Genomic DNA, 17,095 nt, shown 5'->3' on the forward strand with positions numbered 1-17,095 from the left:
CGGGCAGGGGTGGCGGCGATGAGCTTTCGGGCGCTGATCGTCGCGCTGTCCGCACTGGTCGCGGCGCTGTTCCTGGCCGCGCTGCTGGTCGGCCCGGCCGGGCTGGCCCCGGGCGAAAGCCTTGGCGCGCTGGTCACCGGGCAGGGCGATGCCGCCGCGCTGGTGATGCGCGAGATCCGGCTGCCCCGCGCCATCCTCGCGGTGCTGGTGGGCGCAAGCCTCGGCCTGTCGGGGGCCGCATTGCAGGGCTATCTGCGCAATCCGCTGGCCGAACCGGGGCTGATCGGGGTGTCGGCCTCGGCCGCGCTGGGGGCGGTGATCGCGTTGCAGACCGGGCTGGCGGCGGCGCATGCGCTGGCGCTGCCGGGGCTGGCGCTGGCCGGTGCGCTGGTCGCGGTGCTGCTTCTGCTGGTGCTGGCAGGCCCGCGGGGCGGGGCCTTCACGCTGATCCTTGCGGGCATCGCGCTGTCCTCGCTGGCCGGCGCGTTGACGGCGCTGGTGCTGAACCTGTCACCCAACCCCTATGCGGCCGCCGATATCGTGTTCTGGATGATGGGGTCGCTCGCGGACCGGTCCTTTACCCATGTCTGGCTGGCGCTGCCGCTGACGCTGCTGGGCTGGCTTCTGATCGCGGGGCTGGGCCGCGGCCTTGACGCGCTGACGCTGGGCGAGGATGCGGCCGAGGCGCTGGGCATCCGGCTCTCGCGGCTGCGGCTGGCACTGGTGCTGGGGGTTGCGGCCTCGGTCGGTGCGGGCGTGGCGGTGGCGGGGGCCATCGGCTTCGTCGGGCTGATCGTGCCGCATCTGCTGCGCCCGCTGGTCGGCGCGCGGCCCGGGCGGCTTCTGCTGGCCTCGGCGCTGGGGGGGGCGGCGCTGCTGCTGGCCTCGGATCTTGCGGTGCGGCTGATCCTGCCGGATCGAGACCTGAAGCTCGGCGTGCTGACCGCCATCCTCGGTGCGCCGCTGTTCTTCCACCTGATCTACAAGACACGGCGCGAGGCGGGCGTATGACCGGGCTGATCCTGTCGCATCTGAGCGTCCATCGCGGCCCCTGTCCTGTGGTCGATGACGTTTCGGCCGACCTGCGCCCCGGCGAATTCGTCGGCCTGATCGGGCCGAACGGTGCGGGCAAGACCACGCTGATGCGCGCAGCCCTTGGCCTGATCCGTCACAGGGGCACATCCTCGCTGGCGCGGCTGTCGGCGGCGGACCGCGCCCGGACAGCCGCCTGGCTGCCGCAGATGCGCGAAATCGCCTGGCCGGTCAGCGTGGAAACGCTGGTGGGCCTTGGCCGCACGCCGCATCTGCGCCCCGGCCAGCGGATGGGCGCGGCCGACCGCGCCGCCATCGCGGATGCGCTGGGCCGGATGGATCTGGCGGGGTTCGAGCATCGCCGCGCCACCGCGCTGTCGGGCGGCGAACAGGCCCGTGTCCTGATCGCCCGCGCCGTCGCGCAGGAGGCCCCGGTGCTGATCGCCGACGAACCCATCGCCGGGCTGGACCCCGCCCACCAGATCACCACCATGCGCCTGTTCGCGGGGCTTGCGACCGAGGGGCGTCTGGTCGTCGCGGCGCTGCACGATCTGGGCCTTGCCGCGCGGTTCTGCACCCGGCTTCTGGTGCTGCATCGCGGCCGGCTGGAAGAGGACGGCCCGCCCGGCGAGGTGCTGACCGCGCCAACGCTCGCCCGCGTCTTCGGGCTGCGCGCCTATCTGGCCGACACGCCCGAGGGGCCCATCGTCCAGCCGGTCGAGGTGGTGACATGACCCGCCGCTTCCCGCCCGAGCGCATCGTCTGCCTGACCGAGGAAACGGTCGAGACGCTTTATCTGCTGGGTCAGGATCACCGGATCGTGGGCGTCACCGGCTATGCCGTCCGCCCCGCGCGCGTGCGTCGGGAAAAGCCGCGGGTGGGGGCGTTCTCGTCGGCCGACCTGCCGAAGATCCTCGCGCTCGATCCCGATCTGGTGCTGACCTTCTCGGACATCCAGCACGAGATTGCGGCCGGGCTGATCCGGGCGGGGATCGCGGTGCATGCCTTCAACCAGCGCGATGTGGCGGGCATCCTCGCCATGATCCGCTTTCTCGGCGCGCTGACCGGCGTGCCCGACCGGGCCGAGGCGCTGGCGGCGGGCTATCAGGCGCGGCTCGACGCCCTGCGCGCCGCCCCGCGCCCCCACCGCCCGCGCGTCTATTTCGAGGAATGGGACGAGCCGCGCCTGTCCGGCGTGGGCTGGGTGTCCGACCTGATCGGGATCGCCGGGGGCGAGGATGTTTTCGCCCATCTCGCCAGGCGGCAGGCCGCGAAGGATCGGGTGGTCACGGATGTCGAGGTGATCGCCGCCGCGCCCGAAGTGATCCTCGGCTCGTGGTGCGGCAAGAAGCTGCGCCCCGAGAAGATCGCCGCGCGGCCCGGCTGGGACAGCGTCCCGGCGGTGCGCGGGGCCCGCAACCACGAGATCAAGGCGCCGCTGATCCTCTCGCCCGGCCCCGCGGCGCTGACCGAGGGGCTGGAGGCGATATGCACCGCGCTCCGGGGCGCGGAAGGAGGTCGATGATGGAGGCGATTGCCCTGTTCCTTGAACGCGGCGGCCCGGCGATCTGGGCCATCGCGGCGCTGTCGGTGGTGACGCTGGCGCTGATCCTGTGGAAGCTGTGGCGCCTTGCCCTGCTGGGCGCCTTTGCGGGCCAGCGCGCCGAACGCGCCGTCGCGCTCTGGCAACAGGGCGCGCGCGACGAGGCGGCGGCGACCGTCGCGGGCCGGGTGGGGCTGCGTGCCCGGCTGGTGCGTGCCGCGATCGGGGCGCTGGGCTCGGACCTGCCCGAGGCCAAGGCCCGCGAGGAAACCACCCGCATCGCCCGCCGCCTGCTGGCCGAGGCGCGCGCGGGGATAAGGGCGCTGGAGCTGATCTCGGTGATCGCGCCGCTGCTGGGGCTTCTGGGCACGGTCATGGGCATGATCGAGGCGTTCCAGGCGCTGGAATCCTCTGGCGCCGCCGCGGACCCGTCCGACCTGGCCGGGGGCATCTGGGCGGCGCTGCTGACCACCGCCGCGGGCATGGCCGTGGCGATCCCCGCCGCGATGGCCGTCACCTGGTTCGAGGCCATCGCCGACAGCGCCCGGGCCGATATGGAGGATCTGGCGACGCGGCTGTTCCTGGCCGGGGGGGCGCGCTGATGTTCGCCTTCGGCACGCCCCGCCGCATCCGCCGCCCCAGCCTGACGCCGATGATCGACGTGGTCTTCCTGTTGTTGGTGTTCTTCATGATCGCCGCCCGCTTCGGCCCGCTTTCGGGGCTGGAGCTGACCCCGGCCACGGCTGCCCCGGCCGAATGGCAGGGCCCGCCCCGGCTGGTCGAGGTGGCGCCCGGCGGGCTGCGGCTGAACGGTGTCGCGATGGACCTGCCCGCCCTGGCCGCGGCGCTGGGCCGGCTGACCGGCAGCCCCGCCGATCCGGTGCTGATCCGCCCGCGCGACGGGGTTGCCCTTCAGGCCCTTGTCGATGCGATGGAGGAGCTGGCGGGCGCGGGCTTCTCCGGTCTGGTGCTGGTGGAGTAGGGGCGATGTTCGACTTCGACACTCCCGCCCCGCGCGCCAGGGCCGAAAGTATCGTTCCGATGATAAACGTGGTCTTCCTGCTGCTGATCTTCTTCCTGATGAGCGCCCGGATCGCTCCGCCCGAACCCTTCGAGACCACGCCGCTCCGCGCCGCGGCGCAGGATCCGCTTGCGGGCGACACGCTTTACCTGTCCGCCGACGGGGCGCTGGCCTATGGCGCGGCGCGGGGCGAGGCGGTCTTTGCCGCGCTGGCCGCCCGCGACCCCGTCCAGCCGCTGGTGATCCGCGCCGATGCAGGCGTCGAGGCCGCGGCGCTGGCAAGGCTGGCGGCGCGGCTTGCGGCCGAGGGGCAGGGCGCGTTGCGCCTGCAAACGGTGCCGCGATGAGACGGCTGGCCGAGTTGTCGGTCTTCCTGCCGCTGGCCGCGGGGCTGCATGTGGCGGCGTTCGGCCTTGCCGCCGGGCCGCAAGGCGCACCCGGGGGCGGGGGTGGCGAGGGGGGGGCTGCGCTGGTGACGCTGGCGGCCGCCCCGCCCGCGCTGTCGCGCCTCGCCGAGGAATGGACCGCGCCGCCCGAGGTCCAGACCGCCGCGCCCGAGCCCGTCGTCCCGACGCATGTCACCGCGCCGCGCAGCCCCGACCCCGAGGCCCGCCCGGCCCCGCCCGTCGCCCTGCCGTCGCCCGAGGCCCCCGGCGCGGATGCCGCACCCGCCGCGCTTTCCCCGCCGCCCGCAATCGCGCCGCCCCCGGCCGAGACGGCCATCCTGGCCGTCCCGCCCGCACCGGGCCGGGCCGATGACGCGCCGCTGCCGCCCGACATGCCCCCGCGTCCCGAGGGGCTGCGCGCGCCGGATGCGCCCCCGGTCGAGCCGCCGATGGCTGCCCCGCGCCCCGAACGCCGTCCCGAAGCGGCACCGCCGCCCGCCCCGGCCCAGACCGCCCGGGGCACCGAGCGCGCGCCGCAGGCCGGCGCGCCTGCCCGCGCCGCGCCCGCCCTGTCAGAGGCCGCTGCCCGCGCGCTGCATGCCGAATGGGGCGGGCGGATCCTTGCCCGGGTCAGCCGGGTCCACCGCTACCCGCGCGAGACCCGCGCGACCGGCCGGGCGCTGGTCGAACTGGTGGTGACGCGCGAGGGCGCGCTGGTCTCGGCGCGGCTGGTGCAAAGCGCGGGCGATCCCGCGCTGGACCGCGCGGCGCTGGCTGCTGTCCGCCGCGCCGGGCCGTTTCCGACCGCGCCAAGGGGGCTGGACCGCGCCAGCTACAGCTTCACCCTGCCGCTGAAATTCGACGGAAGACGCTGATCCCCGCAGCGCGTCCGCTGTTTCTTCTTGGAAAAAATACCCGAACCGGCCCGGAACGGGCCGGCTACGCCGCTTGGGGCCGGCGAATCCGTTCCGCCGCGCGCAGTACCCGCGGCGAGATATCCGGCGCACCGGCTTCGGCCAGCGCCAGCAGTTGCGCCCGCATCCCCGGCCCCCAGAAGGCGTCGATATGTTCGGCGATTGCGGCCACCGCCTCGTCTTCGGGCCGCCGGGCAAAGGCGGTGGCGATCTGGTTGGCCATGTAGATCAGTTTCTCAGGCGTCATGGGGAACCTCTGTCAATGCGATCCGGTCGGGATGGGTGTGGATGTCGAAGCCCGCGCCACGGGCGCGCGCGATCAGGGTCAGCCCCGCCGCCTCGGCCGCCGCGGCGGCGCGGTCGGTGGGGGCGGAAACGGCGATCAGGATGGGCGCGCGGGCCAGAACCGCCTTCTGGACCAGTTCGATCGAAACGCGCGAGGTCATCACGATCGCGCCGCCCGAGGCATCCCGCCCGGCCCGCGCCAGCGCGCCGAAAAGCTTGTCGAGCGCGTTGTGCCGCCCCACATCCTCGCGCGCGAGGACCAGCCCTTCGCCGGGCGTCCAGAACCCCGCCGCATGCATCGCCCGCGTTTCGGCATGCAGCGGCTGGGCCAGCGCCAGCGCGGTGATCGCCCGGGCGATGTCGCCCTCGGCCAGCCGCACCCCGCCGGGCGGCAGCGTGGGCAGGGGGCGGGTGGCCTCTTTCAGGCTGTCGATGCCGCACAATCCGCAGCCCACCGGCCCCGCCATCGCGCGGCGCCGCTCCAGCAGCCGCGCGCCCAGCCCCGCGGCAAGCCAGATGCGCAGCTCGATCCCCTCGGCGTGGTCCACCCGTTCGATCCGCTCGATCTGGCCGGGTGCCGTGACGATGCCCTCGGACAGCGAAAAGCCCAGCGCGAAATCCTCCAGATCCCCAGGGCTGGCCAGCATCACCGCATGGGTGGTCCCGTCATAGGTCAGCGCCACCGGCACCTCGCGGGCAAGGTTGCGGCCCGCCCGTTCGGCCGCGCCGGGACCCACGGCCAGCGCCGTGGTTCTGGTGGCGCCCCCGCTCATTCCGCTGCCGGAAGGATGCGCCGGGCGGCGCGGGCGCGCTCGGCATAGGTCTGCTGCCAGTCCGAGGGGCCGTTGGTCTGCGCCACCTGCACTGCCGTCACCTTGTATTCCGGGCAGTTCGTGGCCCAGTCGGAATAGTCCGAGGTGACGACATTGGCCTGCGTCTCGGGGTGGTGGAAGGTGGTATAGACCACGCCCGGGCTGACGCGGTCGGACAGCGTCGCCCTCAGCGTCGTCTCGCCCGAGCGCGAGGCCAGCCGCACCCAGTCGCCCTCCTTGATGCCGCGGGTTTCGGCATCGTGGGGGTGGATTTCCAGAACGTCCGCCTCGTGCCAGATGGTGTTCGCCGTCCGCCGGGTCTGGGCGCCGACATTGTATTGCGACAGGATCCGCCCCGTGGTCAGCAACAGCGGATAGCGCGGCCCGGTGCGCTCGTCGGTCGGCACATAGTCGGTGACCACGAACAGCCCCTTGCCCCGGACGAACCCGCCTTCATGCATGATCGGGGTGCCAAGCGGCGCCGCCGCGTTGCAGGGCCATTGCACCGAGCCCTCGCGTTCCAGCAACTCATAGGACACCCCCGCGAAGCTGGGCGTGGTCGCGGCGATCTCGGCCATGATCTCGGCGGGGTGGGCATAGGCCCAGCCCGCGCCCATCGCATTTGCCAGCGCCTGCGTCACCTCCCAGTCGGCCAGCCCGTTCAGGGGCGCCTTCACCCGGCGGACGCGGTTGATCCGGCGTTCGGCATTGGTGAAGGTCCCGTCCTTTTCCAGGAAGGTCGAGCCGGGCAGGAAGACATGCGCGTAATTCGCGGTCTCGTTCAGGAACAGGTCGTGGACCACCACGCAGTCCATCGCCGCCAGCCCCGAGGCCACATGCTTCGTGTCCGGGTCCGATTGCAGGATGTCCTCGCCCTGGATGTAGATGCCCTTGAAGGTTCCCCCCACGGCCGCATCCAGCATGTTGGGGATCCTCAGCCCCGGTTCGTCCGAGATCGTGACGTTCCAGAGCCTTTCGTACATCCCGCGCGCGTCCGCGTCATGGACATGGCGGTAGCCCGGCAATTCATGCGGGAAGCTTCCCATGTCGCAGGACCCCTGCACGTTGTTCTGGCCCCTCAGCGGGTTCACGCCGACGCCGGGGCGGCCGATATTGCCGGTCGCCATGGCAAGGTTGGCGATCGCCATCACCGTGGTCGAGCCCTGGGAATGCTCGGTCACGCCGAGGCCGTAATAGATCGCCGCATTGCCGCCCGTGGCATAAAGCCGGGCGGCGGCGCGCAGCTCGGCGGCGGGCACGCCGGTCAGCTGTTCGGTCGCCTCGGGGCTGTGGCGGCCCTCGGCGACGAAGCCTGCCCAGTCCTGATAGGCGTCCAGCTCGCAGCGTTCACGGATGAAGGCATCGTCGGTCAGCCCCTCGGTCACGATGACATGGGCCATGGCGGTCAGCAGAACGACATTGGTGCCCGGCCGCAGCGGCAGGTGATGGGCGGCACGGACATGCGGCCCGCGCACGAGGTCGATCCGGCGCGGATCGGCCACGATCAGCCTTGCCCCCTGCCGCAGCCGTTTCTTCAGGCGACTTGCAAAGACCGGGTGCCCGTCGGTCGGGTTCGCGCCGATCACCAGCACCACATCGGCCTGTTCGACGCTGTCGAAATCCTGCGTCCCCGCCGATGTGCCGAGCGTCGTCTTGAGGCCATAGCCCGTGGGCGAATGGCAGACCCGCGCGCAGGTATCGACATTGTTGTTGCCGAAGACCTGCCGGATCAGCTTCTGCACGAGGAAGGTTTCCTCGTTCGTGCAGCGCGACGAGGTGATGCCGCCGATGGCGCCGATCCCGTGTTGCTGCTGGATCGCGCGGAATTTCTGCGCGGTGAAGGCAAGGGCGTCCTGCCAGCTTACCTCGCGCCATGGCTCGTCGATCGAGTCGCGGATCATCGGGTTGAGGATGCGGTCGGGGTGCGTTGCATAGCCGTACGCGAAGCGGCCCTTGACGCAGCTATGCCCGCGGTTCGCCTTGCCGTCCTTGGCGGGGACCATGCGCACGACCTGATCGCCCTTCATCTCGGCGCGGAAATTGCAGCCGACCCCGCAATAGGCGCAGGTGGTGACCACGGCGCGGTCGGGCGTGCCCATTTCGATGACGGATTTCTCCTGCAAGGTGGCGGTCGGGCAGGCCTGCACGCAGGCCCCGCAACTGACGCAATCCGAGGACAGGAAATCGCTGCCGCCTGCCGAGATCCGCGCCTCGAACCCGCGGCCCTCGACGGTCAGGGCAAAGGTTCCCTGCACCTCTTCGCAGGCGCGGACGCAGCGGTAGCAGGCGATGCATTTCGCGGGGTCATAGGTGAAATAGGGATTGGTCTCGTCATTGGGCATGTAGCGCGGGTTTGCCTCGCCGTTCTGGCGCGTCTCGAAATGGTTGGCGCCGGGTGCATAGCGCACGTCGCGCAGGCCCACCGCGCCCGCCATGTCCTGCAACTGGCAATCGCCGTTGGCGGCGCAGGTCAGGCAGTCGAGCGGGTGATCCGAGATGTAAAGCTCCATCACGCCGCGGCGCAGTTTCGCCACCCTGGGCGTCTGGGTGTGGACCTTCATGCCCGGCGCAACGGGCGTGGTGCAGGAGGCGGGCGTGCCGCGGCGGCCCTCGATTTCCACCAGGCACAGCCGGCAGGACCCGATCGGTTCCACGCTGTCGGTGGCACACAGCTTGGGGATCTCGATGCCCAGTTCCGCCGCGGCCCGCATGACCGAGGTGCCCTCGGGCACCGTCACCTCGAAGCCGTCGATGCTCAGCGTCACGGTCCGGTCGGACCGGCGCGCGGGGGTGCCGAAATCGGCATCGGGGAGGATGAAGTCCTTCATTCCGCGGCCTCTTTCTGGGGGATGAAATCCTCGGGGAAGTATTTCAGCGCGCTTTCGACCGGATAGGGCGTGAAGCCCCCCAGCGCGCAGAGCGAGCCGTCGCGCATGGTTTCGCACAGATCCGCCAGGATCGCGGGCGCCGCCGGGTCGCCCGCGCGGATGCGGTCGATGACCTCCATGCCGCGCACCGCGCCGATGCGGCAGGGCGTGCAGGTGCCGCAGCTTTCGACCGCGCAGAATTCCATCGCGAAGTGTGCCATCCGCCCCATGTCGGCGCTGTCGTCGAAGACCACGATCCCGGCATGCCCGATCAGGCCCCCGGCCGCATCGCATTCCTCGTAGCCGAGGGCGGTGCCGAACATCTGCGCCGGGAAATAGGCCCCCAGCGGGCCGCCGATCTGCACCGCCTTGACCGGGCGCCCCGAGGCGGTGCCGCCGCAGATATCCTCGATCAGTTCGCGGATCGTCATGCCGAAGGCGGCCTCGAACAGCCCGCCATGTTTCACGTTGCCCGCGACCTGCAAGGGCACCGTTCCCAGCGACCGGCCCAGGCCGAAGGATTTGTAATGCTCCGCCCCCTCGGCCAGGATCACCGGGACCGAGGCGAGGCTGATGACGTTGTTGATGACGGTGGGGCGGCCCATGAAGCCCGTGTGGGCGGGCAGGGGCGGTTTCGCCCGCACCGTGCCGCGCTTGCCCTCCATCGAGTTCAGAAGCGCGGTTTCCTCGCCGCAAACATAAGAGCCCGCGCCGACGCGCAGTTCGATATCGAAGCCCGCGCCCAGCAGCCCGGCCCCGCGTGCAATTTCAAGCGCGGTGCCGAACGTCCTGATTGCATGGGGATATTCCGAGCGGCAATAGACATAGCCGCGGCTTGCGCCGACCGCCAGACCGGCAATCGCCATGCCCTCGATCAGGCAGAACGGGTCGCCCTCCATCAGCATCCGGTCGGCGAAGGTGCCGCTGTCGCCCTCGTCGGCATTGCAGACGATGTATTTCTGCGCGCCCTCGGCCTCCAGCACCGTCTTCCACTTGATCCCCGTCGGGAACCCCGCGCCGCCCCGGCCGCGCAGGCCGGACTCGGTGACTTCGGCCACGATGTCCGCGGGTGCCATGGTCCGCGCGCGCGCCAGCCCCTTCAGTCCGCCATGGGCGCGATAGGCGCCCAGATCCAGCGGGTCGATCACGCCGCAGCGGGCAAAGGTCAGCCGCGTCTGGCGGGCAAGGAAGGGGATCGCCTCGACCGGGCCAAGCGCCTTGGGGTGATCGCTGAAATCGCTTTCGAAAAGCGCCCCGGTGTCCGAAACCTCAAGCGGGCCGAAACCGTGGCGCACGCTGTCGCGCTCGATCTCGAGCAGCGGTTCCAGCCAGATCATTCCGCGCGATCCGGTGCGGACCAGCCGCAACTCGATCCCGCGCGCCCGGGCCTCCGCGGACAGCGCAGCGGCGACCGCGTCGGCGCCAAGGGCCAGCGCGGCGGCGTCCTGCGGCAGGAATAGCGTCAGGCTCATCCAATCACCTCGCGGGCCATCCGCTCCAGCCGCTCGGCCGTCGCGCGGGCCACGGGCGTTTCATCGACCAGCGCGGCAGGGCCACAGGCGCACAGCCCAAGGCAATAGACCGGCTCCAGCGTCACGGCGCCATCGGCCGTGGTGCCATGCCAGTCAACGCCCAGCCTTGTGCGCAGGTCCTCGCCCAGCCGATCGGCGCCCATCGCCTGACAGGCTTCGGCGCGGCAGACCTTGAGCATGCGCCGCCCGCCCGGCTCGGTCCGGAAATCGGGGTAGAAGCTGATGACTCCGTGGATCTCGGCAACGCTCAGGTCCAGTTCCTCGGCCATCGGGACCAGCGTCTCGCGCGGGATGTGGCCCAGCGCATGCTGCACGGCATGCAGCACCGGCAAGAGCGGTCCGTCCATCCCGGCATGGGCGGCCGCGATCTCGCGCGCCCGCTGGGCGTTGGGGGTCTCCTCCCGGGTCATTCGCGCTCTCCTCTTCGCATGCGATAGTGTGCCAAAGCGGGGCGCGGCGGATCAATGCCGGGTATTCGTCGGTCGATAGGATTTTTCTATCAGAACTGCGTCCGTCGCGCGGCATCAAGCAGGGCAGCCAGAACCGGCGTGTGGGGTTCGCGATGTGGCGCGACAAGGCCCACCTGATGCTCGGCCTCGGGCTGGGTCAGCGGCAGTGCGACCAGCCCGCCGCCATCCAGAAAGGGCGCGACGCTGCGCCGGGGCAGGATCGTCGCCCAGCCGCCCGACTGGACATGGGCGATCAGCGTGATGATCGAGTTCGACTCGAGCCGCGGCCGCAGGGCGACCCCTGCCTCGGCCATGTGGCGGTCGACGATCCGGCGGTTCTGCATGTCGGGCGTCAGCAGGCACAGCGCCAGCCCCGCGGCCTCGGCCCATGTCAGCGCGCGGCGCCTTGCCAGCGGATCGTCGGCGCGGATCACGAGGTTGTAATGCTCGGTATACAGCGGCAGGGTCGTGACCCGGCCCAACGGCTCGTTGTCCAGATAGGTGATCCCGGCGTCGATCTGTAGATCGTCAAGCATCTGCAGGATCTCGGCCGAATTGCGCGAAAGCACCGTCAGCCGCAACCCCAGGTGGCGCGTGGTCAGCGGCTGGGTCAGGGCGCTGACGGCGGCCAGCGCGGTGGGGATCGCGGCAATGCGCAGATCGCCCGAGAGCCCCTGCTTGACCGCGCGCATTTCCTCGCGCAGCGCACGGGTATCGGCCACGATGGTCCGCGCGCGTTCCAGCACCCGCGCGCCTTCGGGCGTCAGCCCGCCATAGCGCGAGCCGCGCCAGACCAGCATCACGCCCAGTTGTTCCTCAAGCTGCTTGATCGCGGCCGACAGCGTGGGCTGGGTCACGCCGCAGCTTTCCGCCGCCCGGCCGAAATGCTTCTCGCGCGCCAGCGCGATGAACATCTCGAGCTTGTCGATCATCGGATTGCCCTCTGGCCGCGCCGCTATGCCCGGGCTCAGCCGCCCGTATGGCTCATGTGTCGCGAGACCTGTCCATCGGGGCGCTGGCGGGAATAGTCGAAATCATGCCCCTTGGGCTTCTGGCCGATGGCGGCGCGGATGGCCGTGACCAGCGGCGCGTCGTCTTGGGGATGCGCCCGCAGCGGCGCCCGCAGATCGGCGCGATCCTCCTGGCCGAGGCACATGAACAACTCGCCCGTGCAGGTCAGCCGTACCCGGTTGCAGCTTTCGCAGAAATTGTGGCTGAGCGGGGTGATGAAGCCGATCTTCTGCCCCGTCTCCTCGATCCGCACATAGCGCGCGGGCCCGCCCGAGCGTTCGGCAAGGTCCAGCGTGGTGAAGCGTTCCTCCAGCCGCGCGCGGACATCGCGCACCGACCAGAATTGCCCGACCCGGTCCTCGTTGCCCAGATCGCCCATCGGCATGACCTCGATGAAGGTCAGGTCCATGTCCCGGGCGGCGCACCAGTCGACAAGGGGGAACAATTCGTCCTCGTTGAACCCCTTGAGCGCGACGGTGTTGATCTTGACCCTCAGCCCCGCCGCCTGAGCCGCGTCGATCCCGCGCAGCACCTGGGTCAGCTTGCCCCAGCGGGTGACGCGGGCGAACTTGTCGGCGTCCAGCGTATCGAGGCTGACATTCACCCGGCGCACGCCCGCCGCCGCCAGATCCCCGGCGAAGCGTTCCAGTTGCGAGCCATTGGTGGTCAGCGTCAGCTCGTCCAGCGCGCCGGTTTCCAGGTGACGCCCCATCGCGCGAAAAAAGGTCAGGATATCGCGCCGCACCAGCGGTTCGCCCCCCGTGACGCGCAGCTTGCGCACGCCAAGCCCGACAAAGGCCGAGCAGAGCCGGTCCAGTTCCTCGAGCGTCAGCAGGTCCCGCTTGGGCAGGAAGGTCATGTTTTCCGCCATGCAATAGACACAGCGGAAGTCGCAGCGGTCGGTGACCGACACGCGCAGATAGGTGATCGCGCGGGCGAAAGGATCAATAAGTTTCGGCTCTCCCATGAGTGTGAAGGTAAGCGCGGCCATGGCTTGCGGCAAGCGTCTTTCGGACGGGTCGGCAAGCGGCTAGGCTGGGGCGCAACGACAGGGGAGGCAGGCAGGATGAGAAGAACCGCGGGTCTGTGTCTGGTGCTGGCGCTGGGGGCCTGCGCGGCGGTTCCGAAGGGCGGGCCGGAGCCCGTTCCGGCCGAGCCTGCCGTGCCGGTTGCAGCTGTCCGCCCGCCGCCGCCGCAGGCGCGCACCGCCGAGGAGTTCGACACGACGACGCCCGCCCAGCGCGAAGCGGCGCGCGCTGCCCCGCGCGGGGGCGATGCCCGGCTGGGGCTCAGCGTGGCCAGCCTTGGCGATCCGACCGATCCGGGGTTCTGGGCGGTGACGCCGCTGGTCACGCGGGTGCGGCCGGGCCGGCTGGTCGATCCGGTGACGGGGATCAGCGTGCAGGTGGAACTGCGCCCGCGCGATGCCGCCCCGGGTGCGGGCACGCTGGTGTCGCTGCCGGCGATGCGGGCGCTGGGCGTGCCGCTGACCGCGCTACGCGAGATCGCGATCCATGCCGCGCAATGATCCGATGAGCGACCGAAGGCTTCTGCCCGACCAGCGCGACTGGGACGCGATGCGCGCTTGGTTCCGCTGGCCCGTGCCAGAGCGGTTCAACATCGCGCGCGCCTGCTGCGACGACTGGGCCGAACGCGACCCCGGCCGCGTGGCGGTGTTCGACGCCTCGGATGGCGACCGGGAATGGAGCTATGGCGCGCTCAGGGATGCCTCGGACCGGCTGGCCAGCGTGATGGCGGCCTCGGGCGTGGGGCCGGGCGACCGGGTGGCGGTGCTGCTGGCGCAATCGCCTGCGGTTCTGGTCGCGCATTTCGCCGCGATGAAGCTGGGCGCCATCGTGCTGCCGCTGTTCACGCTGTTCGGGCCGGACGCGCTGGAATACCGTCTGGCCGATAGCGGCGCGCGGCTGGCCGTGACCGATGCCGAGGGCGCGGCCAAGCTGGCCGCCCTGCGCGACCGGCTGCCCGATCTGGCGCATGTGCTGTCCGTCGATGGCGGTCCCGCCCGCGATCTGTGGGCCGAGATCGCCGCCGCCCCGCCGATCGCTGCCCCGCGCGACACGCTGGCCGAGGATCCGGCGGTGCTGATCTACACCTCGGGCACGACCGGCCCGCCCAAGGGCGCGCTGCATGCCCATCGCTTCCTGATCGGGCATCTGCCATCGATCGAGCTGCACCATCGCGGCTTTCCCCGGCCCGGCGATTGCGGCTGGACGCCCGCGGACTGGGCCTGGATCGGCGGGCTGATGGATATGGCGATGCCCTGCCTTTACTACGGCGTGCCGCTGGTGGCCTGCCGGATGCGCAAGTTCGACGCGGCCGAGGCATGGGCGCTGATCGACCGGCTGAAGGTGCGCAACCTGTTCCTGCCGCCCACCGCGCTGAAGCTGATGCGCCAGGCGCCAGTGCCGCCGGGGGTGCGCCTGCGCAGCGTCGGCTCGGGCGGCGAGAGCCTTGGGCCCGATCTTCTGGCCTGGGGGCGGCAGGCGCTGGGGCTGGAGATCTGCGAGTTCTACGGCCAGACCGAGTGCAACCTTGTCGTCACCTGCGTGCCCGAATTGATGACCGCGCCGCCGGGCGCGATGGGCCGCGCGACACCCGGTTTCGATGTCGCGATCATCGGGGCGGACGGGGCGCCCTTGCCGCCGGGCGACGTGGGCGAGATCGCGGTGCGCCGGGGGGCGGCCTCGATGTTCCTGGGCTATTGGGGCCTGCCCGACAAGACGGCGGCGAAATTCTCGGGCGAGTGGATGCGGACGGGCGATCTGGGGATCTGCGACGCGGGCGGCCATTTCACCTATGTCTCGCGCGATGATGACGTGATCACCTCGGCGGGCTACCGGATCGGGCCGACCGAGATCGAGACCTGCCTGACGGGCCATCCCGACGTGGTGATGGCCGCCGTGGTGGGCGAACCCGACCCGGTGCGAACCGAGATCGTCGTGGCCCATGTGGTGCTGCGCGCGGGCGCGGAATGGGAAGGGCTGGCCGAGGCGCTGATCCAGCGCGTCCGCGACCAGGTCAGCCCCCATGTCGCCCCGCGCAAGGTGATCCGGGCCGACAGCCTGCCGATGACGGCGACGGGCAAGATCATGCGCCGGGCGCTGCGCGGCGGGTAGGGGGCTGCGACCCGATCCGGCGTTTTCAATCCGGCCCATCTGGGCTAAGCAGAGCACCACCTTTCGAAACAGGGGACCCGATGTCCGTCTCGATGCTGTCCACCTTCGTCAAGCCCATGCATCCCGAGGGCCTGAAATTCGTCGCCATCGGGCTTGCGGTCACGCTGGTCGCCTTTCTGATCTGGGCACCGCTGGGTTGGGTCTGTGCGGGGCTGACCGTGTGGGTCTATTACTTCTTCCGCGATCCGGTGCGCGTCGTGCCCGACCGGCCGGGCGTCATGGTTTCGCCCGCCGATGGGCTGGTCTCGCTGATGGGGCCCGCCATGCCGCCCGCCGAGCTGGATCTGGGCGATGCACCGATGATGCGGATCTGCGTCTTTATGTCGGTCTTCAACTGCCATGTGAACCGTCTGCCCGCGGCGGGGCGGATCACCAAGGTCGCCTATCGGCCGGGCAAGTTCCTGAACGCCTCGCTCAACAAGGCGTCCGAGGACAACGAGCGCAATGGGCTGGCCGTGGAAATGGCCGATGGCCGGCGCTACGGCGTGGTGCAAATCGCGGGGCTGGTGGCGCGGCGCATCCTGTGCTGGAGCACGGCGGGCCAGAACCTTGCCACTGGCGAGCGGTTCGGGCTGATCCGCTTCGGCTCGCGGCTGGACATCTACCTGCCCGAGGACGCGGTGCCGCTGGTCTCGCTTGGCCAGACCATGGTGGCGGGCGAGACGGTGATCGCCGATCTGGGCGGCATGAATGCGGCGGGGGCCCGGGGCGCATGAAACGCTTCAACACGCGCAGTCCCGACAATGGCGAGCGCGTGCCCTTCCTGCAACTCGTGCCCAACATGGTCACGCTGGCCGGGATGTGCCTTGGCCTGACCTCGATCCGCTTCGCGATGGACGAACGCTTTGCAACGGCGGTGTTCCTGATCCTGCTGGCCGCGGTGATCGACGGGCTGGACGGGCTGATCGCGCGGCGGCTTCAGGCGACCTCGGAAATCGGCGCGCAGCTTGATTCGCTGTCGGATTTCCTGTGCTTCGGGGTCGCGCCGGGGGTGCTGATCTATCATTACCTGCTGACGCCCGCGGGTGGGATCGGCTGGATCTTCGTGCTGATCTTCGCCGCCGCGACCTGTCTCAGGCTGGCGCGGTTCAACGTGATGTCGGGCAAGCCGCAGGAAGACGACAAGTCGAGCCCCTATTTCCTGGGCGTGCCGGCGCCCGCGGGGGCGATGCTGGGGCTTCTGCCCGCCTTTGCCACGCTGTCGGGCGTGGTCGATCTCCGCGAGGCGCCGCTTGTCGTGGCGCTCTGGCTGGGGATCGTCGGGCTTCTGATGATCTCCAAGCTGAAGACGCTGTCACCCAAGGCGATCCGGGTGCCGCGCCGCCTGATCGGGCCGATGATGTTCGCCACCGTGATCGGGATCGGGCTTGGCTTCTCGCGGCCCTGGCTGTTCTTTCTGGCGCTTGATCTGGTCTATCTGGGGCTGGTGATTCAGAGCCTCGTCAAGGCGCGCTGGCGGCTGTTCGGCTGAGGCCGTCAATCCAGCAGCCGCGCCGCGCTGCGCCGGGCGAAGGGCATCATCCGCCCGCCATGCGTATCGAGAAAGGTCCGCACCCTGTCGGGATCGCGTTTCGACAGCGCGCAGAGCCACGCGGCCAGGACCTTCTGGATCTGCCGCTCGCCGTCGCCTGCGTAGTCTTCCGCCCACCCCAGCACCCGCTCGCGCACCGCGCGCTCTGCGGGTTTCGGGTCGCGCTGGCGGGTCCAGGGGAGCGTCATCAGGAGCGCCGCATGTCGCGTCCAGACCTGATCCGAGCGGGTCCATCCCTCGACCTCCTCCAGCCGTGATGGATCGGCCACCACACGCTTCTGCCCGGTGATCGCGGCCTGCTCGGTGATGGCCAGCGTGTCGAAGCCAGGCACCCAGGATACGATCAGTCGCCAAGCGCCCGAATCGTCCGGCCTTATGCGTGCCTGCGCCGTAAGCGCAGCCTGACCACCCTTCGGCTTGCCGCGTGACTATTCAGCGAAGTTCCAGGGCATAAGCTCGGCGATATCGCTCTGCATGTGCTGGTCGAGGATCTTGCGGAGGGTTGCCGCGATATA

At 70.5% G+C, this 17,095-nt stretch carries 18 protein-coding genes and 1 pseudogene; 11 read left to right on the forward strand and 8 right to left on the reverse strand.

The window, feature by feature from the left end; translation table 11 throughout:
* Nucleotides 1-18: 18 nt before the first annotated feature.
* Genes NHN26_RS09320 through NHN26_RS09350 form a run of 7 tightly spaced genes read left to right on the forward strand, consistent with a single transcriptional unit; the run spans nt 19 to nt 4,857 of the window.
* Nucleotides 19-1,011, forward strand: coding sequence for a FecCD family ABC transporter permease (locus NHN26_RS09320; protein WP_253089210.1), 993 nt, complete (start codon nt 19-21; stop codon nt 1,009-1,011).
* Nucleotides 1,008-1,766: an ABC transporter ATP-binding protein gene (locus tag NHN26_RS09325; protein ID WP_253089211.1), complete on the forward strand. Its 759-nt coding sequence runs from the start codon at nt 1,008-1,010 to the stop codon at nt 1,764-1,766. Before NHN26_RS09320 ends, NHN26_RS09325 begins: the two co-directional genes overlap by 4 nt.
* Nucleotides 1,763-2,557, forward strand: coding sequence for a cobalamin-binding protein (locus NHN26_RS09330; RefSeq protein ID WP_253089212.1), 795 nt, complete (start codon nt 1,763-1,765; stop codon nt 2,555-2,557). Before NHN26_RS09325 ends, NHN26_RS09330 begins: the two co-directional genes overlap by 4 nt.
* A complete protein-coding gene (locus tag NHN26_RS09335; protein WP_253089213.1) occupies nt 2,557-3,177 on the forward strand; it encodes a MotA/TolQ/ExbB proton channel family protein in 621 nt (206 codons plus the stop codon). The genes NHN26_RS09330 and NHN26_RS09335 overlap by 1 nt, the downstream gene beginning before the upstream one ends.
* Complete coding sequence (locus tag NHN26_RS09340) at nt 3,177-3,557, forward strand: ExbD/TolR family protein (protein WP_253089214.1); 381 nt, start codon at nt 3,177-3,179, stop codon at nt 3,555-3,557. Before NHN26_RS09335 ends, NHN26_RS09340 begins: the two co-directional genes overlap by 1 nt.
* A gap of 5 nt (nt 3,558-3,562) precedes the next feature.
* Nucleotides 3,563-3,943 (forward strand): ExbD/TolR family protein, encoded by a 381-nt coding sequence (locus NHN26_RS09345; protein ID WP_253089215.1) that lies wholly within the window; start codon nt 3,563-3,565, stop codon nt 3,941-3,943.
* Nucleotides 3,940-4,857, forward strand: coding sequence for a TonB family protein (locus tag NHN26_RS09350; protein WP_253089216.1), 918 nt, complete (start codon nt 3,940-3,942; stop codon nt 4,855-4,857). The genes NHN26_RS09345 and NHN26_RS09350 overlap by 4 nt, the downstream gene beginning before the upstream one ends.
* Before the next feature lie 64 nt (nt 4,858-4,921).
* Here the strand turns inward: NHN26_RS09350 and NHN26_RS09355 are convergent, their stop codons facing one another.
* The 7 genes from NHN26_RS09355 to moaA all read right to left on the reverse strand — a co-directional run bounded on the left by NHN26_RS09355 (nt 4,922) and on the right by moaA (nt 12,819).
* The gene (locus NHN26_RS09355) at nt 4,922-5,143 is read right to left on the reverse strand and encodes a formate dehydrogenase subunit delta (RefSeq protein ID WP_132694364.1); all 222 of its coding nucleotides are present in this window, start codon (nt 5,141-5,143) and stop codon (nt 4,922-4,924) included.
* Nucleotides 5,133-5,954, reverse strand: coding sequence for a formate dehydrogenase accessory sulfurtransferase FdhD (gene fdhD, locus NHN26_RS09360; RefSeq protein ID WP_253089217.1), 822 nt, complete (start codon nt 5,952-5,954; stop codon nt 5,133-5,135). The genes NHN26_RS09355 and fdhD overlap by 11 nt, the downstream gene beginning before the upstream one ends.
* Nucleotides 5,951-8,821, reverse strand: a complete 2,871-nt coding sequence (fdhF, locus tag NHN26_RS09365; protein WP_253089218.1) for a formate dehydrogenase subunit alpha — start codon at nt 8,819-8,821, stop codon at nt 5,951-5,953. Before fdhF ends, fdhD begins: the two co-directional genes overlap by 4 nt.
* Entirely contained in the window at nt 8,818-10,326 is a 1,509-nt protein-coding gene (locus NHN26_RS09370; RefSeq protein WP_253089230.1) for an NADH-ubiquinone oxidoreductase-F iron-sulfur binding region domain-containing protein, read from the reverse strand. The genes fdhF and NHN26_RS09370 overlap by 4 nt, the downstream gene beginning before the upstream one ends.
* 2 nt (nt 10,327-10,328) lie before the next feature.
* The gene (locus tag NHN26_RS09375) at nt 10,329-10,802 is read right to left on the reverse strand and encodes a formate dehydrogenase subunit gamma (RefSeq protein ID WP_253089219.1); all 474 of its coding nucleotides are present in this window, start codon (nt 10,800-10,802) and stop codon (nt 10,329-10,331) included.
* An 89-nt stretch (nt 10,803-10,891) separates the two neighbouring features.
* Entirely contained in the window at nt 10,892-11,773 is an 882-nt protein-coding gene (locus tag NHN26_RS09380) for a LysR family transcriptional regulator (protein WP_253089220.1), read from the reverse strand.
* 35 nt (nt 11,774-11,808) lie between these two features.
* Entirely contained in the window at nt 11,809-12,819 is a 1,011-nt protein-coding gene (gene moaA, locus NHN26_RS09385; RefSeq protein WP_253089231.1) for a GTP 3',8-cyclase MoaA, read from the reverse strand.
* A gap of 99 nt (nt 12,820-12,918) precedes the next feature.
* Here moaA and NHN26_RS09390 point away from each other — a divergent pair, with 99 nt between their 5' ends.
* The 4 genes from NHN26_RS09390 (at nt 12,919) to pssA (ending at nt 16,520) form a co-directional block, all read left to right on the forward strand.
* Entirely contained in the window at nt 12,919-13,380 is a 462-nt protein-coding gene (locus NHN26_RS09390; protein ID WP_253089221.1) for a D-galactarate dehydratase, read from the forward strand.
* Between the two features lie 4 nt (nt 13,381-13,384).
* Nucleotides 13,385-14,989 carry an AMP-binding protein gene (locus NHN26_RS09395; protein WP_253089222.1) on the forward strand — a complete coding sequence of 535 codons (1,605 nt, stop codon included), beginning with the start codon at nt 13,385-13,387 and terminating at the stop codon, nt 14,987-14,989.
* Nucleotides 14,990-15,069: 80 nt separating this feature from the next.
* On the forward strand, nt 15,070-15,765 hold the full coding sequence (locus NHN26_RS09400; protein ID WP_253089223.1) for a phosphatidylserine decarboxylase: 696 nt from the start codon (nt 15,070-15,072) through the stop codon (nt 15,763-15,765).
* A complete protein-coding gene (pssA, locus tag NHN26_RS09405) occupies nt 15,762-16,520 on the forward strand; it encodes a CDP-diacylglycerol--serine O-phosphatidyltransferase (RefSeq protein WP_253089224.1) in 759 nt (252 codons plus the stop codon). The genes NHN26_RS09400 and pssA overlap by 4 nt, the downstream gene beginning before the upstream one ends.
* Before the next feature lie 5 nt (nt 16,521-16,525).
* On the opposite strand, the pseudogene NHN26_RS09410 reads toward pssA, so the two are convergent.
* Nucleotides 16,526-16,963, reverse strand: a pseudogene (locus tag NHN26_RS09410) (DNA alkylation repair protein); the annotation flags it as partial.
* Between the last annotated feature and the right edge of the window lie 132 nt (nt 16,964-17,095).

The organism is Rhodovulum tesquicola (assembly GCF_024128855.1).
Lineage (GTDB): Bacteria > Pseudomonadota > Alphaproteobacteria > Rhodobacterales > Rhodobacteraceae > Rhodovulum > Rhodovulum tesquicola.

Coding starts and splice junctions, on each gene's coding strand:
- NHN26_RS09320 (WP_253089210.1), top strand. CDS start 19: ATGAGCTTTCGGGCGCTGATCGTCGCGCTGTCCGCACTGGTCGCGGCG.
- NHN26_RS09325 (WP_253089211.1), top strand. CDS start 1,008: ATGACCGGGCTGATCCTGTCGCATCTGAGCGTCCATCGCGGCCCCTGT.
- NHN26_RS09330 (WP_253089212.1), top strand. CDS start 1,763: ATGACCCGCCGCTTCCCGCCCGAGCGCATCGTCTGCCTGACCGAGGAA.
- NHN26_RS09335 (WP_253089213.1), top strand. CDS start 2,557: ATGGAGGCGATTGCCCTGTTCCTTGAACGCGGCGGCCCGGCGATCTGG.
- NHN26_RS09340 (WP_253089214.1), top strand. CDS start 3,177: ATGTTCGCCTTCGGCACGCCCCGCCGCATCCGCCGCCCCAGCCTGACG.
- NHN26_RS09345 (WP_253089215.1), top strand. CDS start 3,563: ATGTTCGACTTCGACACTCCCGCCCCGCGCGCCAGGGCCGAAAGTATC.
- NHN26_RS09350 (WP_253089216.1), top strand. CDS start 3,940: ATGAGACGGCTGGCCGAGTTGTCGGTCTTCCTGCCGCTGGCCGCGGGG.
- NHN26_RS09355 (WP_132694364.1), bottom strand. CDS start 5,143: ATGACGCCTGAGAAACTGATCTACATGGCCAACCAGATCGCCACCGCC.
- fdhD (WP_253089217.1), bottom strand. CDS start 5,954: ATGAGCGGGGGCGCCACCAGAACCACGGCGCTGGCCGTGGGTCCCGGC.
- fdhF (WP_253089218.1), bottom strand. CDS start 8,821: ATGAAGGACTTCATCCTCCCCGATGCCGATTTCGGCACCCCCGCGCGC.
- NHN26_RS09375 (WP_253089219.1), bottom strand. CDS start 10,802: ATGACCCGGGAGGAGACCCCCAACGCCCAGCGGGCGCGCGAGATCGCG.
- NHN26_RS09380 (WP_253089220.1), bottom strand. CDS start 11,773: ATGATCGACAAGCTCGAGATGTTCATCGCGCTGGCGCGCGAGAAGCAT.
- moaA (WP_253089231.1), bottom strand. CDS start 12,819: ATGGGAGAGCCGAAACTTATTGATCCTTTCGCCCGCGCGATCACCTAT.
- NHN26_RS09390 (WP_253089221.1), top strand. CDS start 12,919: ATGAGAAGAACCGCGGGTCTGTGTCTGGTGCTGGCGCTGGGGGCCTGC.
- NHN26_RS09395 (WP_253089222.1), top strand. CDS start 13,385: ATGAGCGACCGAAGGCTTCTGCCCGACCAGCGCGACTGGGACGCGATG.
- NHN26_RS09400 (WP_253089223.1), top strand. CDS start 15,070: ATGTCCGTCTCGATGCTGTCCACCTTCGTCAAGCCCATGCATCCCGAG.
- pssA (WP_253089224.1), top strand. CDS start 15,762: ATGAAACGCTTCAACACGCGCAGTCCCGACAATGGCGAGCGCGTGCCC.